Origin of the sequence: Collimonas sp. OK412 (genome assembly GCF_900112135.1) — a bacterium.
Lineage (GTDB): Bacteria > Pseudomonadota > Gammaproteobacteria > Burkholderiales > Burkholderiaceae_D > Collimonas > Collimonas rhizosphaerae.
Map to the genome: position 1 here is coordinate 198,732 of NZ_FOLC01000002.1, position 18,719 is coordinate 217,450.

Here is an 18,719-nt window from a genome sequence, read left to right on the forward strand (position 1 = left end):
ACATAGCAGTAGTCCGAATTAATTCCGCTCGGGCAGTATTATCATAGACCGTAGAAGACATAACCAGTTTCGAGACAGCCGCGCCAAGACGGCAAAGAAAACAACCATTGCACACAAACAGCAGTGAAATAACCCTGGATATACGAGGAGACAATATGAAATTCAGCTGGAAGCAGTTCGGCATCGCCCTTTGCCTGTTCTTGGCGGGGTACTTTTCTTTCAATGGCAAACTGTTTGCGCAGACCCCCGAGAAAACCAAGGTGGCGATCGCGGTGGGTGGCAAGAACCTGTTTTATTACCTGCCGCTGACGATCGCCGAGCAGCTCGGTTATTTCAAGGATGAAGGACTGGACGTCACGATTTCCGATTTCGCCGGCGGCGCCAAGGCTTTGCAGGCGCTGGTCGGCGGTAGCGCCGACGTGGTTTCCGGCGCATTCGAGCACACCATCAGCATGCAGGCCAAGAACCAGCATATCGTCGCCTTCGTGTTGCAGGGCAGGGCGCCGCAAATCGTCATGGGCGTGTCCAACAAGACCATGCCTAACTACAAGTCGATCGCCGACCTGAAGGGCAAGAAGATCGGCGTCACCGCGCCGGGTTCCTCGACCAGCATGATGTCCAATTTCGTGCTGGCCAAGGGCGGCCTGAAACCGACCGATGTTTCCTATATCGGCGTCGGCGCTTCGGCCGGCGCCTTGTCGGCGCTGCGTTCCGGCTCCATCGACGTGATCGCCAACCTCGATCCGCTGATCACCATGATGCAGCAGAATAACGAGATCAGGATCATTGCCGACACCCGCACCCTGAAAGACACCAACGCCGTGTTCGGCGGCCCGATGCCGGCCGCGACGCTGTACGCCTCGGCCGACTTCATCAAGAAATATCCGAACACCACGCAAGCCCTGACCAACGCTATGGTGCGCGCGCTGAAATGGCTGCAGAAAGCCGGGCCGTCGGACATCGTCAAGACGGTGCCGGAAAGCTATCAGCTGGGCGACCGTGCGCTGTACATTGAAGCCTTCACGAAAATGCGCGAGGCGATTTCGCCGGACGGCACCATCCCTGAGGCCGGCCCGCAAGTCGCGCTGCGCACCTTGCAGGCATTCGATCCTGACCTGGCCGGCAAGAATATCGACCTGTCGCAAACTTATACCAACGAGTTTGTAAAGAAGGCCAACGCCAAGTACAAATAATCGGCGGGACGGCGCGCATGGGTCGCCTTGCGCGCGCTGTCCTTGATTTTCCAGTCCGGTGCCGAGGCTGCAGCCGTCACAAGCCCATCCATACTCCCATGACTCCAGCCCTCTTTCTCGATAACGTCAGTTGCACTTTCATCTCCAAGGATGACCGTTCCCAGCGCTACACCGCGGTAGCGGACACCAGCTTGTCGATCGCGCCGGGCGAATTCGTGTCCGTGGTGGGCCCGACCGGCTGCGGCAAATCGACTCTGCTCAATGTCGGCGCCGGTTTGCTGCAGCCTTCGTCCGGCAGCGTCCAGGTATTTGGCGAACCGCTGCGTGGCATCAACCGCCGCGCCGGCTACATGTTCCAGGCGGAAGCGCTGATGCCGTGGCGCAGTGCGCTGCAAAACGTCATCGCCGGCCTGCAGTACCGCGAAACCGATGAAGCCAGGGCGCGCCAGCTGGGCGAGGAATGGCTGGCGCGGGTCGGCCTGCAAGGCTTCGGCGACCGCTATCCGCACCAGCTGTCGGGCGGCATGCGCAAGCGCGTGGCGTTGGCGCAGACCTTGATCCTCGATCCCGACATCATCCTGATGGATGAGCCGTTTTCAGCGCTGGATATCCAGACCCGGCAACTGATGGAAAACGAAGTGCTGGAACTGTGGAGCGCCAAGCGCAAGGCGGTGCTGTTCATTACCCACGACCTGGACGAGGCGATCGCCATGTCGGACCGGGTAGTGGTGCTGTCGGCCGGGCCCGGCACCCATCCGATAGGCGAATTCGTGATCGACCTGCCGCGGCCGCGCGACGTGGCGGAAATCCGCAACGAACCGCGCTTTGTCGAATTGCACCAGCAGATCTGGAGCGTGCTGCGGGACGAGGTGCTGAAGGGTTACCAGCAACAGAAGAAAGTCGCCTAGCAGCAAGCCGGCAAGCAATTCGTGGAACCAGGAAAACAGGGATAAAACAGGATCATGTGGAAAGCCATCAAGCCCAATTATAAAAATCTGCGCGTCTATCAAGTGCTGGTGCTGCTGATATTTTTCTGCATCTGGCACCTGGCCACGCGCAATCCGCAGACCGCGTTTTTCTTTGGCGAGCCGCTCAAGGTGCTGCTGCGCATCTGGCAATGGTTTACGGTCGGCAGCGGTTCGGTGGAAGTCGGTTTCGGCGACCATACCTGGTTCACCCTGGTTTTCCCGGCGGAGATTTATTCGCACCTGCTGGTGACGCTGACCGAAACCATGCTGGCGTTCGGCATCGGCACGGTGTTCGGCCTCGGCGTCGGCCTGTGGCTGGCCTTGTCGCCGTTGACCTCGGCCATCCTCGATCCCTACATCAAGGCCTCGAACGCCATGCCGCGGGTAATCCTGGCGCCGATTTTTGCCATGTGGTTCGGGCTCGGCATCTGGTCCAAGGTGGCGCTGGCGGTGACGCTGGTGTTCTTCATCGTATTTTTCAACGTCTACCAGGGTGTGAAGGAAGTCAGCCCGGTGGTGCTGGCGAACGCCCGCATGCTGGGCGCCAACCAGCGCCAGCTGCTGCGTACGGTGTACCTGCCGTCGGCGACTTCCTGGGTATTTTCCAGCCTGCACACTTCGGTCGGCCTGGCTTTCGTCGGCGTCATTGTCGGCGAATACCTCGGTTCGGCGCGCGGCGTCGGCTACCTGATCCTGCAGGCCGAGGGCAGCTTTGACATCAACACCGTGTTTGCCGGCATCCTGGTGCTGACGGCGTTTGCTCTGGTGCTCGACACCGTGGTGGGGATGATCGAAAAACGCCTGATGAAGTGGCAGCCGAAGAGCGGCGAAACAGAGCGCTTGTAAAGACTGCCGCAGCGCGTCTTGCGCCATGGCAAGACCGGGCCTGCTATTGAGAGTTTCATAAAACGTGACAATGCCCTTGCCCGGTTTTTCTGCGTGATCAATTAGCGGGCCACGGAGCACCTGCCGCATCGCTAAAAAAACAAAACCGTGCTGTGCGCTCTGTCTTTCTCCGAATCCGTCATGAGGGGTCAGAGTCAAGTTTCGCGATGAAGCGCTGCGAAAGTTGACTCTGACCCCACATGACTCTTGCCGTGGCGATGTCATGAATGATGAAACTCTCAATAATTGCGGAAGCAGCTTGCCAGAGAAAATGGCATTCTTTCAAGCAAGCAGCCGGCTACCCCCATGCATTTGCCGCGATTAGCTACAAATCCGGTTGCGTATGCCATCCAATCGCCTATTCTCATCATGTCATAGTGCTTATGTTGCCAGTTCTCCAATGTAATAAAATGCCGACCCCCAGATGAATGCCCGGCAGGGGCTTTTGATGGATCCGATGAGCATCTGCAACAACCGCTAGCGAACGACGGTTGGGGTGCTCCTTGGCTTTTGAGGAGAAATACATGACAAAACTCGACCTTTCGCGTCGCAGTTTTCTGAAGGCCAGCGTAGTGGCCGGGGTCTCGGTCTACGTGGCGCCCATGGGCGGCAAAGCGTTCGCCGCCCTGTTTGAAGAAAAAATCCTGACGCCCATCCAGTGGGACAGCAGCAACGGCCAGGTCAAGTTTCGTATCGATGGCATCGCCAAGGTCACCGGCGCCAAGGTGTTCGCGCGCGACGTACGCGCCCGCGACATGCCGCACTGGCCGGACCGGCAGGCGCACGCCTTCATCCTGCGCGCCACCAAGGCTGACCGCAGTTTCCTCGGTGTCGACCTCGGTTTGCTGGGCGACGAACTGAAGCCGGACCGCGTGGTCACCGCCGCCGACCTGGCGCGCGACGGCGTGGCGTTCCCGGCGTTTTACGGGGAAGACATGCTGCTGCCGGCCGGCAAGACCGCGGCCTACCTGGGGCATGCCGTGGCGATCCTGATCTACAACGATTTCGCCAGCTTCCGTTTTGCCAAGGATAAATTGCAGTTCAAGGATGAAGTGATCCAGTACGGCCCCGTCACCGGGCCGCTGGAACGCGATCCCTGGGGCACTTTCCGTTTCGTGCGGGTTGGCGGCGCGACATCGTTCGACGAGGATGTCTTTTCCAGCCTGAAGAACGCGCCGGTATTCCCGAGCATGATGCGCAAGCACCAGCCGGTATGGCCGGACGGCCAGGAACACGGCAAGCTGGGCGAGCAGGGCATGTTCCATGCGGCCCAGATCCAGCAACAGCTGGACCATCCGCCGGCAAGCTGGCTGGTCATGGAGCGCGACTACAGCACGCAGTCGGTAGACACCGCCGCGCTGGAGCCGGACAACGCCAACTGCTGGTACGACAGCGTCAATCAGGCCCTGCACATGGTGGTGCCGACGCAGTCGCCGGGCGAAGTGGTGGACAGCGCCATCGAGATGATGAAAAAGGGCAAGTTCCCGCTCAAGCAGCTGTTCCTCCATCCTTGCTATACCGTCGGCTACGGCTCCAAGGACCACTACAATTTCCCGTTCTACGGCCTGCTGACTTCCCTGTATGCGGATGGCAAGCCGGTGCGCCTGGCCAACGACCGCTACGAACAGTTCCAGACCGCGATCAAGCGCCACGCCTTCAAGATGCGCTACCGCATCGCGGTCGACCGCGAAACCGGCCTTTTGCAATCGTTCAAGGGCGAGTTCGAAGCCAACGGCGGCGGCCGCGCCAATTTCTCGCCGTCGGTAGCGATGGTGGGCGCCACCGCCGCGCAATCGATTTATTATTTCCCGAAAAACGACCTGGCTGCGGTCGCCATCGCCAGCCGCGCGATCGATGCCGGCTCCGCGCGCGGCTATGGCACGCTGCAAAGCATGGCGGCGACCGAGATGATGATCGATGAAATGGCGGAAAAACTCGGCCTCGACGCCATCGATTTCCGCCTCAAGAATGCGCTGCGCTCGGGCATGAAAAACACCCAGGGTGCGATTCCCGCCGGCGCGATCCGGGTCGACGAAGTGCTGCAGAAAGCCAAGAACCATCCCCTGTGGATCAACCGCGGCAAGAAAAAAGCCGAATACGAGGCCGGCCATCCGGGCTATCGTTATGGCGTAGGGTTTGCCTGCGTGCAGAAGGATTTCGGCACCGGCGCCGAGACCTCGTTCGCCAAGGTCGAAATCAGCGCCGACGGCCAGATCCACCTGTCGCACAGCGCGGCCGAGATCGGCACCGGCATGTCGACCTCGCAAGCGATCGCCTGCGCCAAATGGCTGGGCAAGCCGGCCCATGAAGTGCGTACCTCGGTCACCGACTGGAGCGACCTGCCGGTGGTCACCAGCGGCGATCCTTACATCATGAGCCAGGCCGAGCAAGACAAGCTGTCCGCCAATCCACGCTGGTCGCCGGGTTATTCCTCGCCATCCAGCGCCACCAACTCAGCCTTTTACTTTACCCACAGCACGCGCGAAGCTGCGCGCGTGATCTTCATGCACGGCTTGTGGCCGGCAGCGATGGCGATCTGGAGCCAGGGCATCGGCGGCGGCCAGGCTGCGCCGCTGGTGGTGCGGGTCGAGGATGCGCGCTGGGTCGACGGCAAGCTGTCGGCCGCCGGGCTGGAAGGGCTGCCCTACGAACAGCTGGTGAAGAAAGCCCACGAGCTGGGGCTGGTGACCGGCGCCACCGTGCACGTGTTCAACCGTTGGCAATGGACGGAAGCCGAGTTCGAGATTCTCGGCAGCCTGGTCAGGATCCCGCTCGACGGTCTGTCGCTGCGTTACGGCGCGGGCGCCGACAAGGTGCGCAAGGCCAGGATGAGCACCGCCGGCGGGTACGAAGTGCTGAACCGCAAGAAGGTTTTCATCCCGCCGACCCAGCGCAACAACGCCGCCGTCACCTACTACAGCGCGGTCGGCACGCTGGTCGAACTGGCGGTGCACGAAGCTAGCGGCAAGGTCGAATTGCTGGCCCATCACTCGATCATGGAATGCGGCAACCAGATTTCGCCGCAGCTGGTTTCCGGCCAGCTGCAGGGCGGCCTGGCGATGGGCATCGGCCATGCCCTGCATGAGTATCTGCCGCTGTACGAGGACGGCCCCGGCAACGGCAGCTGGAACTTCAACCGCTACCAGCTGCCGCGCGCCAAGGATGTCGCGGTCTGGAGCCAGACCAGCGAAGTGCTGCCGCCGCTGACTGAAACCGACCCGCCCAAGGGCATCGCCGAAGTGGTGATGATCCCGGTGGTCGGCGCCATCGTCAACGGCATCGCCCACGCCGTCGGCCACCGTTTCACCGACCTGCCGGTAACCCCACAAAATATCCAGGAGGCTCTGGCATGAGCATGACTATCCACCCCATCACCATGCATATCAACGGCAAGCCGGTCGGCCCGGTGCCGGTGCCGGAAGGCATCATGATGATCGATTTCCTGCATGAATACCTGGACCTGACCGGTTCGCGCCTGGGTTGCGGCCAGGGTGTCTGCCGCGCCTGCGTGGTGATCCTCGACAAGCCCGACGGCACGAGCGAAGAAGTGCGTTCCTGCATCACCGGCGCCCATTTTTTCGAGGGCAAGAAAGTACGCACCGTCGAAGGCCACGCCCAGCGCAACGAAAAGGGCGAAGTGGTGGCGCTGTCGCCGATCCAGCAGAAATTCCTGGGACACTACAGTTTCCAGTGCGGCTACTGCACCCCGGGTTTCGTCAACGCGGCGACGGTGCTGCTGGAAAAACTGAAGCGCCAGCCGGTCGGCAAGGAGCAGCTCGACCAGGCCATCACTGATGGATTGAACGACCATATCTGCCGCTGCACCGGCTACGTCCGCTACTTCGAAGCGGTCAAGGAAGTGGCGCTGGCGACGCCGGGACTGGTAAAGGACGGCAAGTGATGACCAAGCTCCGATACCTGCGCAAGGTTTTGCGCGTGGCAGCCGCGCCGCTGCTGGCGACGGCCTTGCTGGCCGCCTGCGATAGCGGCAGCAGCCCGGCTGTGCCAGCCGCCGGCAATGCGGTCAAGCCGGGCAGCACCGACCAGCTGGCGCTTGGCCGCTACCTGGCCAAAGCCGCCGATTGCGCCGCCTGCCACACCACCGCCAGCGGTGCGCCGTTTGCCGGCGGCGTCGAGCTGGCTTCGCCGTTCGGCAAATTCTACGGCTCCAACATCACGCCGGACAAACAGCACGGCATCGGCAAATGGAGCGCCGACCAGTTCTACAAGGCGCTGCATGACGGCGTGACGCCGGACAAGCACTTGTACCCGGCCATGCCATACACCTCGTACCGCTCGATGACGCGCGCCGACAGCGACGCCATCTATGCCTACCTGATGCAGCAGAAGCCGGTCGCCGTGCCGAGCAAGGAAGCGGACCTGAAATTCCCGTACAACATGCGCTTCGGCATGATGTTCTGGAATGTGCCGTTCCTGAAGAATTCGCTGAGCGACGCTTCCGCCGGCCAGTCTCCTGCCTGGCTGCGCGGCCAGTACCTGAGCAATGCGCTCGGCCACTGCGCGGAATGCCATTCGCCGCGCGGCGCATTCGGCCAGCTCGATTTATCGAAACCGCTGGCCGGCGCCGCGCTGGGCCGCGTCGCCGCGCCGAATATCACGCCCGCCGGCCTGGCTGCGGTGGGCTGGACGGCGGCCGATCTGCAGACCTTCTTCGCCACCGGCATCGCGCCTCAGGGTTCGGCCTACGGCGAAATGTTCCCGGTGGTGCACCTGAGTACGCAATACCTGAGCAAGGATGACCTGAACGCTGTCACTACCTACCTGCTGGGCGACAAGCCGTTGCCGCCCGAAGCAGTCAAGGCCATCAACGCCGATGCCGCCGAACTGGATGCCGGCAAGCGTTTGTATACGGCGGTCTGCGCCGGTTGCCATGGTTTCCAGGGCGAAGGAAAGCCGCATGTGGCGGTAGCGATGAAGGGCAATTCGACGGTGCGCAACGCCGATCCGCATAACCTGATCGTGGCGATGCTGGACGGGATCGAAGCGCAGAAATTTCCCGGCACGGAAAGCCTCCAGGACATGCCGGGTTTCGCCGGCCAGCTGAGCGACAAGGAGCTGGCGCAACTGTCCAACTTCCTGCGCGCCGCCTGGGGCGGCCAGGCGGCGGACATCACCCCGGACCGCATCAAAGGCATGCGGCTGACGGCAGCGCACTGAAGCCCGGCCTCAGGAACAGGATCGGCCGTGCAAGCGGCCGGTCCTGTTTTTCATTACACTGGTAAAAACCTAAAAAAGATCAGGCACGCCATGAACGCAGTCGATTATCAAGTATTGAAAAGCGCCGTCAGCTGGCTCCAGCAGGGCAAGCGGGTGGCGCTGGTGACGGTAGTGCGCAACTGGGGCTCGGCCCCGCGGCCGCTCGGTTCGCTGTTTGCGATCACCGACGATGGCGACTTCACCGGTTCGGTTTCGGGCGGCTGTATCGAAGACGACTTGATGCAGCGTTTTGCCGCGGCATTCCCGGAGCGCATAGAGCTGGTGCGCTACGGCATCAGCGCCGAACAGATGCAGCGTTTCGGCTTGCCTTGCGGCGGCACGCTGGAACTGGTGATCGAACCCTTGTCCGACGCTGCCTCGCTGACGCCGCTGCTGGACGCCGTCGCCGGCCGCAAGCTGGTGCAGCGCCGCCTGGACATGCGCAGCGGCCAGGCCAGCATCGAAGCCAGCGAGGCCGATTTCGCCCTGCATTTCGACGAACAGGAATTGCTGCAGGTGTTCGGCCCGCGCTGGCGCTTGCTGATCATCGGCTGCGGCCAGGTGTCGGAATACCTGGCGCAGATGGCGCCGGCGCTCGATTTTTCGGTGTACCTGAACGACCCGCGCGAAGAACAGCGCCGCAACTGGCAGGTCGACGACGTGGTCTGGCTGGATGGCATGCCGGACGACGCCGTGCTGGCTTTCAAGCCGGACCGCCGCACCGTGATCGTCACCCTCAGCCACGACCCGAAAATCGACGACATGGCTCTGATGGAAGCACTCAAGACCGATGCTTTCTACGTCGGCGCCATCGGCTCGATGGCAAGCACCGAGGCACGCAAGGAAAGATTGCTGATGCTGGACCTGAGCCCGGAACAGATTAGCGACCTGCACGCACCCATCGGCTTGTCCATCCTGAGCCGTTCACCAGCCGAAATTGCGGTATCGGTGCTGGCAGAACTGGTGATGCTGCGCAACCGGGGACGGGTGGCGGTGTCGGCGTCCAGCTGTGCCGTCAATACCGACGGCCTGCGGATGGTCGAGCGGCCGTGAAACACGTGAAGGAAAATACATGAAGATGACGGATATTCCGTTTGGCACGACCGACTGGGAAACCGTCGAACGCACCGAACACAAGGGCGAGACCGGGATCGCCTATTGGCGCACCCGCCACTTCGGCGGCATTCGCGTGCGCATGGTCGAATACACGCCGGGCTACCTGGCCGACCACTGGTGCAGCAAAGGGCATATCCTGTTCTGCCTGGAAGGCGAATTGCATACCGAGCTCGAAGACGGCCGCAGGTTCTTGCTGGCGGCCGGCATGAGCTACCAGGTTGCCGACGGCGCCGAGCCGCACAAGTCGTTTACCGCGGCCGGGGCCAAGCTGTTCATCGTCGACTGAACCTCGCGCCAGGCAGGAAGTTTTGGCCTTGGCTCCTTTACTGTTGCCGCTAAGCTGCTAGTATGAAAGTAGGTAATCCGCCAAGTAAACGGGCAGGATTGCCGTCAGGCGGGCAGACAGGAGTCCTTCAATGGATTTCGCACTGGATGGGAGCAAACCCACCAGGAAACTGGTTGGTTTCACGGTAGTCTTGGTTCTGCATATAGCGGTCGTATATGCACTGGTGACAGGTTTGGCGCGCAAAGTCGTCGAGGTCGTCCAGGAACCGGTGATCACCAAGCTCATCGCAGAAATCAAGCCGCCGCCACCCCCGCCGCCGCCCGACAAGCCGGTGCCGCCACCGCCAAAATCGGCCGCGCCGCCGCCCCCCTACGTGCCGCCGCCAGAGGTCAAGGTCCAGCCGCAGCCGCAGGAAAACACGATTGCCGCGGTCACCAATGTCAAGCCGCCGAGCAACGAGCTGCCCACTTCCGTCGCGCAACCGGCGCCGGCCGCCACGGCCCAGGCCGCCGGCCCGCCGGCGCATACCAGCGCGAAAGTCGCAGGGCATTGCGAAAAGCCGGAGTATCCCAGGACTTCCTTGCGCAATGAAGAGCAGGGCACGGTAAACGTGAAGCTGGTGATCGGCACCGATGGCAGCGTGGTGGACGCCACGATTGAAAAAAGCAGCGGCTACAAGGACCTGGACCGGGCCACGCTGAAAGCCTGGAGCCTGTGCCATTTCACGCCCGCCATGGCGGATGGGCAGCCGGTACAATCGGCTGCGCGCATGCAGTATGTCTGGAAGCTGGAGTGAGTGAATTGGCTGACCCTGGGTCCGGGCATGTTGCGTCAAGCCTCGCGCGGGCCTACACACTTCAGGAGAATTCATGTTTGACCACGTCAAATTCGGCGTCAGCGACTATGCAGCGAGTAAAGCGTTCTTCCTCAAGGCGCTCGAACCGCTCGGCGTGACTGTTGCCGGGGAGGGGCAGCCGTCGTACGGTGTCGAGCTTATCAGCCCGAACAGCAAGGCTTCATTGTGCCTGCACCAGACTGAGGAGAGGCCGGCGCATCTTCACTTGGCGTTCATGGCCGAGAATCGCCGGCAGGTCGAAGCCTTCCATCGCGCGGCCCTGGAGGCGGGCGCCAAAGACAATGGTGCGCCCGGCCTGCGCCCGCACTACCACGCGAACTACTATGCAGCCTTTGTCATTGGCCCGGACGGGCACAACATCGAAGTGGTTTGCCACGAACCCGAGGCCTGATCCTGCCATCGAGGGGACGTCCGCAAGCTCGGCTTGCGCGCTTGGCGGCCCTAGGCCAGGGCGGCCGGCAATTCGTTTTTCAGGAAATCGACGAATGCCCTGACCGCCGGCGCCAGGCCGCGGCGCGATGGAAACAGCACCACAAGGTTGCCGGCCTTGGGCCGCCATTCCGGCAGCACCGTTTGCAACGTGCCGGCAGCCAGTTCGGCGCTGCACGCATAGCGTGGCAAGGTGGCGACGCCCATGCCGGCCAGCGCTGCCTGCATCAGGATGGATAAATTGTCGCTCTGCAGCCGGAGTTTGCCGATTGCCGCCTGATGCTGGGTATCGCCCGGTCCCAGCAATCGCCAAGCGATGTCGCCGTCGCTCAATGGTGCGTAATATAAGGCGTCGGCAGCAGCCAGTGCCGGCAGCTCGTCGATCGGGCCGTTAAGCGTGAGATATTGCGGGCTGGCTACCAGCACCCAGTGCACCGAGCAAAGACTGCTCTGCACCAGGCTCGATGATTCCAGCTGGGCGCCTATGCCACGCACCACCACATCAATGTTTTCTTCGATCAGGTCGATCTGGCGATTGCTGGCCTGGACCATCAGGCGCACCTTGGGGAATTGCTGCATGAAGCGCGGCAGCAGGCGCGGCAAGGCAATGTCCGCGATCGCCATCGGCAGGCTGACGCGCACGGTGCCGACGGGTTCGTCCAGGCGCTTGCGGACCGCATCTTCTCCGGCGTGGGCCTCGGCGATCATGGCGGCGCAATGGCGGTAGAGCTCCTGGCCGGCCTCGGTCAGGCTCATGCGGCGCGAAGTGCGTTGCAGCAGGCGCGTACCCAGGCGCGCTTCCAGTTGCGAAATGCGGCGCGAAATGCGCGATTTCGGGATCCCCAGCGCATCGCCGGCCGCGGTAAAGCCGTGCCGCTCCACCACCTGGGCAAACAGATAAAGGTCATTCAGGTCGATCGCTAGAGGATTCATGGAAGTGGGCGCTTTGCTATTTTTATCGTTCCGTCAGTGAAACGATAAGTTGTTATTTTGCGCCTTTAAGAACTATCGTTGCAAGCGCATTATGGATTCCAGGCGAGGAAAGTAACCCGCCTCTTACCAAAACCGTTTCCATCCACAGGAGAATCACATGAAACACAGCAAACTTATCCAGGCTGGCGCCATCGCTGCCTTGGCTTTCTCGCTATTCGCCGCTAACGTTGCCGCCGCCGCCCCAGTTGCTGCGGCCGCCACCAATATCCAGGGCGGCAATGCCTATCTCGACCCGCAATCGCGCGACGACACCGTGCTGCTGCTGGTCGATCACCAGGTCGGTTTGTTCACCGGCGTGCGCGACATGCCCGTCGCCGAGCTCAGGCACAATGTGGTGGCGCTGGCCAAGGCGGCGCAGGCATTGGGCGTGCCCGTGATCATGACGGCCACCATGCCGGATGGCATGTGGGGGCCGACCATTCCGGAACTGCGCGCAGCCTTGCCTGGCGTGCCGGTGATCAACCGCACGGTGGTCAATGCCTGGGAAGATCCGCAGGTGCAGGCTGCGATCCGTAAAACCGGACGCAAGCAAATCCTGATCGCCGGCGTTTCGCTGGAAGTCTGCGCAACCTTCCCGGCCTTGTCCGCCAAGGCTGCCGGCTACGATGCGCGCGTGGTGCTGGATGCATCAGGCACATTCAACGACGCCAAGCGCACGGTCGGTCTGCAACGGCTGGCTGGCGCCGGCGTGCCGGTGACCGACTATGCGACGGCGGCGGTGGAAATGCTGAGGGATAACACCGATCCGAAGGCGCAGGATGTCTACGCAGCGCTGGACATGCCGTTCGCCGGCCTGGTCTGGCAATTGCACAGTGCGTTCGGCAAGCAATAAGACAGCGGTCATTAATCCAACAGGAGAATTCACATGAACCAGAGAGCATCTGTCTCGCCGGCCGTGGCCGGACATGAAATGCGCATCGGCCAGGGTTTCAACGCCAGGCATTTTGCGGAGAACGATTTCCAGGGGATGATCGATCCGGTCATCATGCTGGATCACTTCCACATGACAACGCCTACCTTCGAACCGCATCCGCACGCCGGCATCTCGGCGGTGACTTACGTGTTTGAAGATTCCGCCAGCCCGCACCACAACTACGATTCGCTCGGCAACCGGGGGCCGATCCATGCCGGCGACCTGCACTGGTTCGTCGCCGGGCGCGGCGCAGTGCATACCGAGCAGCCGGAAGGCGAAAACCCGCATGTGCATGCCTTGCAGATTTTCGTGAATCTGCCTGCCGCCCAGAAAATGATCGATCCGCATGCAACGCATGTGGATGCGGCCGATGTGCCCGTGTTCCAGGCCCCGGGCGTACGGGTGAGGGTGGTGACCGGAGAGTCGCAGGGCTTGCGCTCACCGGCGCGGTTGCCACAGCCGTTCACGCTGCTGGATGGTTTTCTGGAAGCCGGCGGCACCTTTGAACATGCCATTCCGGCCGGCTGGAACGCCATGGTCTACGCGGTGCAGGGAACGCTCAGCCTGAGCGTGGACGCTTTTGCCTGCACCCAGCCGTTGGCGGAAGGCCGCGCGCTAGGGGCAACCGAGGCAAGCGCCATCAGGCTGGCTGCGCCGGATGCCGCCCACTTCGTGATTTTGTCGGGCCCGGCGCTGAGAGAGCCCATGGTCAAGCATGGGCCGCTGGTGATGAACAGCATTGAGCAGATGGACGATCGCTTGTCAGCGTATCGACGTGGTGAATTCGGCCAATTGGCAATGCCAGCCAGCCGTGCCGGCAATCCTTCTGTGGTAGACGATGCGCCGTGAGACGCATTGCAAAAAATCGACGAAGGAACGGACTTTGGCCAGCTGGTTGAGGCGCTCCGGGAGAGCGCGTAAATGCAGCCCATGCGGCTGCCGGTTAACGCGCAAGCTCAGCCGCGTCCCTGCCGGCGTGAAGCCGAGGCAGGGACGTCGGTGAAGCGCCTGGCTGGGCTGTACTACTCTGCCGTAGTCGGGTCAATTATCGAGGTGACTTCCGAGACACGGTTCGCAGGGAAGCCCCCTTGCTGCGCATGTTCCCGGACCAGCTCTTCATTCGCCGCGATGTAGACGCAGTAGATCTTGTCGCCGGTAACATAACTCTGGAGCCATTGAATCTGCGGCCCCATCTTGTTCAGCACACCGCACGACTTCTGCGAAATGGCCTGGAGTTCTTGTGACGACAACTTCCCGGCTCCAGGAATTTCACGCTCAATTACATACTTTGGCATAGCAGTCTCCTCAGGATGATTTCCGAGCGAGTACCACACTCGCGGGCCCCGCTCGTTACACGCGCCATGACACCTTATATTTATACACCACGCCGCCGGTCGGGATCGTTGAAATTTTCAGAACATGCCAATGAGCAATAACTGTTTGGTTCGTTGTGAAACCATTGGATTAAATGTCCGATTCGCGGATTGATTGGATGGTCGCTCCTGGACGATAACAGTCGCTGGCGATAGGCAGTTTACGACCCAAGGAGACGGTCACGGGTGTCCGCTTTCGGGAAGCGAAATCCGCAACCGGACCAGGCAGGGTCGGCGCCGGGACCTGTCAGGGCTTCACGAACCGATAGGCGAAGCGATCGGTCTCGCCCTTGATCGACGGATCGAACACCTTGATCGAGTGCAGATCGCCATTGTTCGCGAGCATGGAGCTCTCCGCGTCCAGTACGAAACCGGCCGCCTCCACCTCCTCGCGAACGGATGCAGGCTCAATCCGATGCAGCGACTGGGCGTCGCTCGTGCCCGCCCCGATGGCGGCGGCGTGGTCTACGATGACGTAGGACCCGCCGGGCTTCAGCCGCTCGTAGACGGCTCGATTGAAGTGGGCCGCCGTTGCGCCCCTGGCCTGCATCAGCTCGGTGTGGAGATCGTGGTAGAACAGGTGCAACCACAGGACGTCCGCAGGTTGCGTGGCCGTCGGCATCGCCACGAGGTCCGCGGAGACGGCTTCGACGTTCTCTCGGCCCGGCTCCTTCGCGAGCGTCCGCATGCGGCCTAGCGGATCGTTCTTGAAGTTGGCGACTTCGGCCGGCACGAAGCTATAGACCCGTCCTCGGGGTCCCACGATGTCGGAGAAGAGACGGGTCCAGTCGCCGTCGCCTGGGTAAACATCGATGACGGTAGAGCCCGCAACAACTCGTGCGAACTGGATCAACTCGGATAGTTTGGATTGTTCGTACATCGGGAATCTCCGTTACGGTTGGGTATAGTATAGGTAATTGCAGCGACATCTGCGATCGCGATCCATCAGTCGAACTTGACCAGGTCCTTAAAGATCAATTGACACCAGCTATTTCCGCGCCCCTGCACAAGCAGTCCACCTTCCGAAAGCCCGCCAAGTTTGATCGGCGAGAAACCGAGATTTTCCGCAAGCGCACCAATCTCCGTTGCTGCGCCGTCACGGGAGCGCGCCGGGGTCAGACCTGCGCCATGCCTCCATCGACGGCGAGATCCACACCGGTGATGTAAGAACTTTCATCGGAGGCGAGGAACGCGACTGCTGCCGCGATTTCCTCGGGCATGCCTCTGCGGCCCATTGGGATCTGCGTGGTGAACTGTGCGACTGCTTGCTCGGCCTGTTCAGCGGTAAGGCCCGTCGTCGTCGCCAAGGCCGGGGTGTCGATTGCTCCGGGACTCATACTATTTACGCGGATCTTGCGGTCTTTCAATTCCAAAGCCCAGCCGCGCGCGAAGTTGCGCACAGCCGCCTTACTCGCGGCGTAAGCAGTAAATCCTGGAAGCCCGAGGACGTTTGAGACCGAAGAGTTCAGGACAATCGAACCGCCGTCCTTGAAGAGGGGAAGGGCCTTCTGTACCGTAAAGAACATTCCCTTCACGTTCACGTCGAAGGTCTGGTCAAAATGGGCCTCAGTAGCTACCGCGAGCGGTGCGATTGTCCCTGCGCCCGCGTTCGCGAAGAGAACGTCGATGTGACCATGCTTCTCTTTCACGACGGCATAGAGCCGGTCCAGATCTTCCAAGCGCGACACGTCGCCCACGACCGTCGTAACGTTTCTCTTGATGGAGGCGGCGGCCTCCTTCAGCTCTTTCTCTCGTCGCCCAGTGATCACGACGTGTGCACCTTCTTCCACGAAGCGCTTGGCTGTGGCCAAGCCAATCCCGCTGCTTCCGCCCGTGATAACTGCAACCTTGCCTTCTAATTTTTTCATAATCTTTCACCTTTCGTTTGTGCTGTAAGGCAGCGCCGCTGTTCCCATTGGTACAAAGGCGCTGTATCATTTGGATCACAGATCCAGATCCTGATTCGCAGCATCCGAACCAGTGATCCAATTATACGGATCAGCGATCCGTTTGTCAAGGAACCCCATGCGAGCCGACGCCAAAAAAAATTACAGCCATCTACTTGCAGTCGCGCACGACGTTGTCGCCAAGCAGGGTGTCGACGCGTCCATGCGAGATATCGCCCGCCGGGCTGACGTCGGGTTGGCTACACTGCTGCGTCATTTCCCGACGCGAGAAGCCTTGTTTGAAGCGTTGTTGTGTACGAATCTGGACGAACTGACGCAGAAGGCAGACGAACTCGAAACGTCGAATTCACCTGCCGAAGCGCTCGTGTCTTGGTTTAGCGAATGGATGGCATTCGCCCAAAGCTATAGGGGCGTCGTCGCCCTGATGGCGGCCGCCCACGCGAACCCGGACTCCGCTCTTTATGCTTCATGCGCAGCGGTGCACTCAGCGAGCGCGCGACTACTGCTCCGCGCTCAGGCCGAAGGAACGGCGCGCACCGATATGAATGGGGACGACCTGTTCGGCCTGATGGCGGCGCTCGGCTGGCTCGTCGACCTACCGTCATTCGCGCCACGGGCCGATCATCTCGTTCACATTGTCACTAGCGCCATCCTGCCAAATCGGTCGAGCAGCAATGTCAAAAAGGGAACATGTTGAATCAGTTCGGCATCGGATGGCCATTGCCGAGACGTTGAGCGAGCGAGTGTGCAATGCAGGGCGATCAACGGGCCCGTTTGAGAATCGCGGAGACCAACAGCCCGTCCTACGTTTTGTCGCGCGCACGCGGCATTCAGGCGATTGGGGCCGTGTGGAAGACTGATCCCGAACCGTGGACAGAGCTGCGTGTTATCCAATTCCTGGCATACGTTGCCGCCCAATCTCCCAAGTCACCTCCGCCGCCGCGCACGATTGCGGCTAACTGCCGGTCCGGCCGAACTCTCGGTTTCAGGTATAGGCAGCAATCGACGAAACGCGCGCTCGTCGACTGGGATCAGCGCTTGACACTGAGCCTCGGGTTCCGTCGAACGGGTGCGCTGCCGGATTGAGCTTCAGCGCTCACTGCTGGTCGTCTTGATGTTGTTCTTCCTGACGGCGCGCTGCGCTTCAACAGGTGCCGGACTGAATAACAGTGAGCGGTGTTGCGGAGAGCCATTGGTCCTCGAGATCTTTCGGCGTTGATTCTGTTCCTAACGTCCGCTTTGAGGCAGCGAGCTTTAACAAGTGAACGGCGGGTCATGGCCGTTTTGAGCAGGCCGCAACAGGTCGATTTCGACCCAAAGCGGTCTATCAGATTTCTCCAAAGCGGACGTTCGAACCACAGCTATACGTCAAGACATCCAGGTCCGCATCTTGCCCACCTCAACGAAACCCTTACCGGTGTCCTCTAAAAAAACAATACAACCGGAACCAGCTCTACCATGCCATTGCCTTCCAAAATGAAGTATTGCTTGATTTCTCGACGGACTGAGGCCGACCCTAGAAAAGAAGAACCTACCAGCTGATTTCGGAAATTTTTCGTAAAATGACGTCCAGCCACCGCACTCACGAAAGATTCGCTTTGTTTCATCTTCGTCTAAAAGTGTCACCATTCTTGGCAAGGTAAACAAAGACTTGAATGTGTCGGGTTGCCTTTCTTTTTCGAGAAGACTCAGGATAGTTTCCGCCTCCAGTGATGGAAATCGGGCGAACACTCCAAACTCTTTATAGATCGAAATGGTGCTGAAATCACGTTCAATCATAGGCTCGGTCGCAATAACTATCTCTCCAGTGGCTTCTGGAGGAAGACGGGCGATGAGGACGTCCGAAATTATTTGATATTCAAGATTTGAAATCATGGCGAGATACGACCTGTGAAAATCATTGAGCGCCGTTTTATCGTAAATTCACGGCGTAAGGAATTGATAGGTATGCAACTTATCCCATGCTGCCACGCAGTAGTTGGTGAAGCAATATCAAATAGGGGGCAAAGTCGAAAGACTACTATTGGCCGTTTTGAGGCGGTCGTGATGGGTTGATTTCACCCCGCAAGCGACATTCGATCGCTTTATAGCGAACCGTCGGAAGGGGATGGCTGGGGCGCAATCCCAGCTATCATCGATCAAAATTTACAGCGATTTTGCCCCAGCCGACTGCGCTTAAATCCAAACATCATTGGTGGCAGTTCGCTCTCCGCCCTCATGCCCAGTATTTAACACGCCCCGTGGTTCAATCAAAAGAAGTTTGACCTCGCTCTCGGCAAACGTCTTGTGCTCGACGCCCTTATGCACCACGAACATCTCACCTTGAGACACCAGAACTTGGCCATCACGAAAATCGATGCGCAGCTGTCCGTCCAAGACGATAAAGGTTTCATCTGTATCGACATGGTCATGCCAAATAAAATCTCCTTGTAGCCTTACCAGTTTGAACTGGTAGTCATTCATTTCAGCGATGGTCTTGGGTGCCCATTGCTCATTAATTAAACTGAATTTCTCCGAAAAATTGATGCTCTGATATTTTCTTTCGGAGGTTGTTGCTGGCGTTTGATGCTGGCTCATCGGGTC

The 18,719-nt window shown here is 60.3% G+C and carries 19 protein-coding genes and 1 pseudogene; 13 read left to right on the plus strand and 7 right to left on the minus strand.

What is annotated here, in order from left to right; all coding sequences use genetic code 11:
* The first annotated feature begins 155 nt into the window (after positions 1 to 155).
* The 10 genes from BM062_RS03425 (at position 156) to BM062_RS03470 (ending at position 10,912) form a co-directional block, all read left to right on the plus strand.
* Complete coding sequence (locus tag BM062_RS03425; protein ID WP_092393162.1) at positions 156 to 1,193, plus strand: ABC transporter substrate-binding protein; 1,038 nt, start codon at positions 156 to 158, stop codon at positions 1,191 to 1,193.
* Positions 1,194 to 1,291: 98 nt separating this feature from the next.
* Positions 1,292 to 2,101 (plus strand): ABC transporter ATP-binding protein, encoded by an 810-nt coding sequence (locus tag BM062_RS03430; protein WP_092393165.1) that lies wholly within the window; start codon positions 1,292 to 1,294, stop codon positions 2,099 to 2,101.
* Between the two features lie 54 nt (positions 2,102 to 2,155).
* Complete coding sequence (locus BM062_RS03435; protein WP_092393168.1) at positions 2,156 to 3,007, plus strand: ABC transporter permease; 852 nt, start codon at positions 2,156 to 2,158, stop codon at positions 3,005 to 3,007.
* Between the two features lie 563 nt (positions 3,008 to 3,570).
* A complete protein-coding gene (locus BM062_RS03440; protein WP_092393171.1) occupies positions 3,571 to 6,399 on the plus strand; it encodes a xanthine dehydrogenase family protein molybdopterin-binding subunit in 2,829 nt (942 codons plus the stop codon).
* A complete protein-coding gene (locus tag BM062_RS03445) occupies positions 6,396 to 6,947 on the plus strand; it encodes a (2Fe-2S)-binding protein (protein WP_092393174.1) in 552 nt (183 codons plus the stop codon). Before BM062_RS03440 ends, BM062_RS03445 begins: the two co-directional genes overlap by 4 nt.
* Positions 6,947 to 8,224 (plus strand): c-type cytochrome, encoded by a 1,278-nt coding sequence (locus BM062_RS03450; RefSeq protein ID WP_092393177.1) that lies wholly within the window; start codon positions 6,947 to 6,949, stop codon positions 8,222 to 8,224. Before BM062_RS03445 ends, BM062_RS03450 begins: the two co-directional genes overlap by 1 nt.
* A gap of 90 nt (positions 8,225 to 8,314) precedes the next feature.
* Positions 8,315 to 9,316, plus strand: a complete 1,002-nt coding sequence (locus BM062_RS03455; protein ID WP_092393180.1) for an XdhC family protein — start codon at positions 8,315 to 8,317, stop codon at positions 9,314 to 9,316.
* A 19-nt stretch (positions 9,317 to 9,335) separates the two neighbouring features.
* Positions 9,336 to 9,665, plus strand: coding sequence for a DHCW motif cupin fold protein (locus BM062_RS03460; protein WP_092393183.1), 330 nt, complete (start codon positions 9,336 to 9,338; stop codon positions 9,663 to 9,665).
* A 130-nt stretch (positions 9,666 to 9,795) separates the two neighbouring features.
* Positions 9,796 to 10,461 (plus strand): energy transducer TonB, encoded by a 666-nt coding sequence (locus BM062_RS03465; protein WP_092393186.1) that lies wholly within the window; start codon positions 9,796 to 9,798, stop codon positions 10,459 to 10,461.
* A 73-nt stretch (positions 10,462 to 10,534) separates the two neighbouring features.
* Positions 10,535 to 10,912 carry a VOC family protein gene (locus tag BM062_RS03470; protein WP_092393189.1) on the plus strand — a complete coding sequence of 126 codons (378 nt, stop codon included), beginning with the start codon at positions 10,535 to 10,537 and terminating at the stop codon, positions 10,910 to 10,912.
* Between the two features lie 50 nt (positions 10,913 to 10,962).
* Here the strand turns inward: BM062_RS03470 and BM062_RS03475 are convergent, their stop codons facing one another.
* Positions 10,963 to 11,883 carry a LysR substrate-binding domain-containing protein gene (locus BM062_RS03475; protein WP_092393192.1) on the minus strand — a complete coding sequence of 307 codons (921 nt, stop codon included), beginning with the start codon at positions 11,881 to 11,883 and terminating at the stop codon, positions 10,963 to 10,965.
* A gap of 157 nt (positions 11,884 to 12,040) precedes the next feature.
* Between BM062_RS03475 and BM062_RS03480 the strand changes: the two genes are divergently transcribed.
* Together BM062_RS03480 and BM062_RS03485 are read left to right on the plus strand one after the other, a co-directional pair.
* Complete coding sequence (locus tag BM062_RS03480; RefSeq protein ID WP_092393195.1) at positions 12,041 to 12,775, plus strand: isochorismatase family protein; 735 nt, start codon at positions 12,041 to 12,043, stop codon at positions 12,773 to 12,775.
* A gap of 33 nt (positions 12,776 to 12,808) precedes the next feature.
* Entirely contained in the window at positions 12,809 to 13,705 is an 897-nt protein-coding gene (locus BM062_RS03485) for a pirin family protein (protein WP_092393198.1), read from the plus strand.
* Positions 13,706 to 13,878: 173 nt separating this feature from the next.
* Here the strand turns inward: BM062_RS03485 and BM062_RS03490 are convergent, their stop codons facing one another.
* The 4 genes and pseudogenes from BM062_RS03490 to BM062_RS03505 form a co-directional block, all read right to left on the minus strand.
* A complete protein-coding gene (locus BM062_RS03490; protein WP_092393200.1) occupies positions 13,879 to 14,151 on the minus strand; it encodes a DUF4242 domain-containing protein in 273 nt (90 codons plus the stop codon).
* A 325-nt stretch (positions 14,152 to 14,476) separates the two neighbouring features.
* Positions 14,477 to 15,109: a class I SAM-dependent methyltransferase gene (locus BM062_RS03495; RefSeq protein ID WP_092393203.1), complete on the minus strand. Its 633-nt coding sequence runs from the start codon at positions 15,107 to 15,109 to the stop codon at positions 14,477 to 14,479.
* A gap of 65 nt (positions 15,110 to 15,174) precedes the next feature.
* Positions 15,175 to 15,339, minus strand: a pseudogene (locus tag BM062_RS25865) (NADP oxidoreductase coenzyme); the annotation flags it as partial.
* 5 nt (positions 15,340 to 15,344) lie between these two features.
* Positions 15,345 to 16,097, minus strand: coding sequence for an SDR family NAD(P)-dependent oxidoreductase (locus BM062_RS03505; protein WP_092393206.1), 753 nt, complete (start codon positions 16,095 to 16,097; stop codon positions 15,345 to 15,347).
* A 157-nt stretch (positions 16,098 to 16,254) separates the two neighbouring features.
* Here BM062_RS03505 and BM062_RS03510 point away from each other — a divergent pair, with 157 nt between their 5' ends.
* Positions 16,255 to 16,833: a TetR/AcrR family transcriptional regulator gene (locus BM062_RS03510; RefSeq protein ID WP_092393209.1), complete on the plus strand. Its 579-nt coding sequence runs from the start codon at positions 16,255 to 16,257 to the stop codon at positions 16,831 to 16,833.
* Between the two features lie 671 nt (positions 16,834 to 17,504).
* Here BM062_RS03510 and BM062_RS03520 read toward each other — a convergent pair.
* On the minus strand, positions 17,505 to 18,011 hold the full coding sequence (locus BM062_RS03520; RefSeq protein WP_092393215.1) for a hypothetical protein: 507 nt from the start codon (positions 18,009 to 18,011) through the stop codon (positions 17,505 to 17,507).
* Positions 18,012 to 18,311: 300 nt separating this feature from the next.
* Positions 18,312 to 18,713 carry a cupin domain-containing protein gene (locus BM062_RS03525; protein WP_092393218.1) on the minus strand — a complete coding sequence of 134 codons (402 nt, stop codon included), beginning with the start codon at positions 18,711 to 18,713 and terminating at the stop codon, positions 18,312 to 18,314.
* Between the last annotated feature and the right edge of the window lie 6 nt (positions 18,714 to 18,719).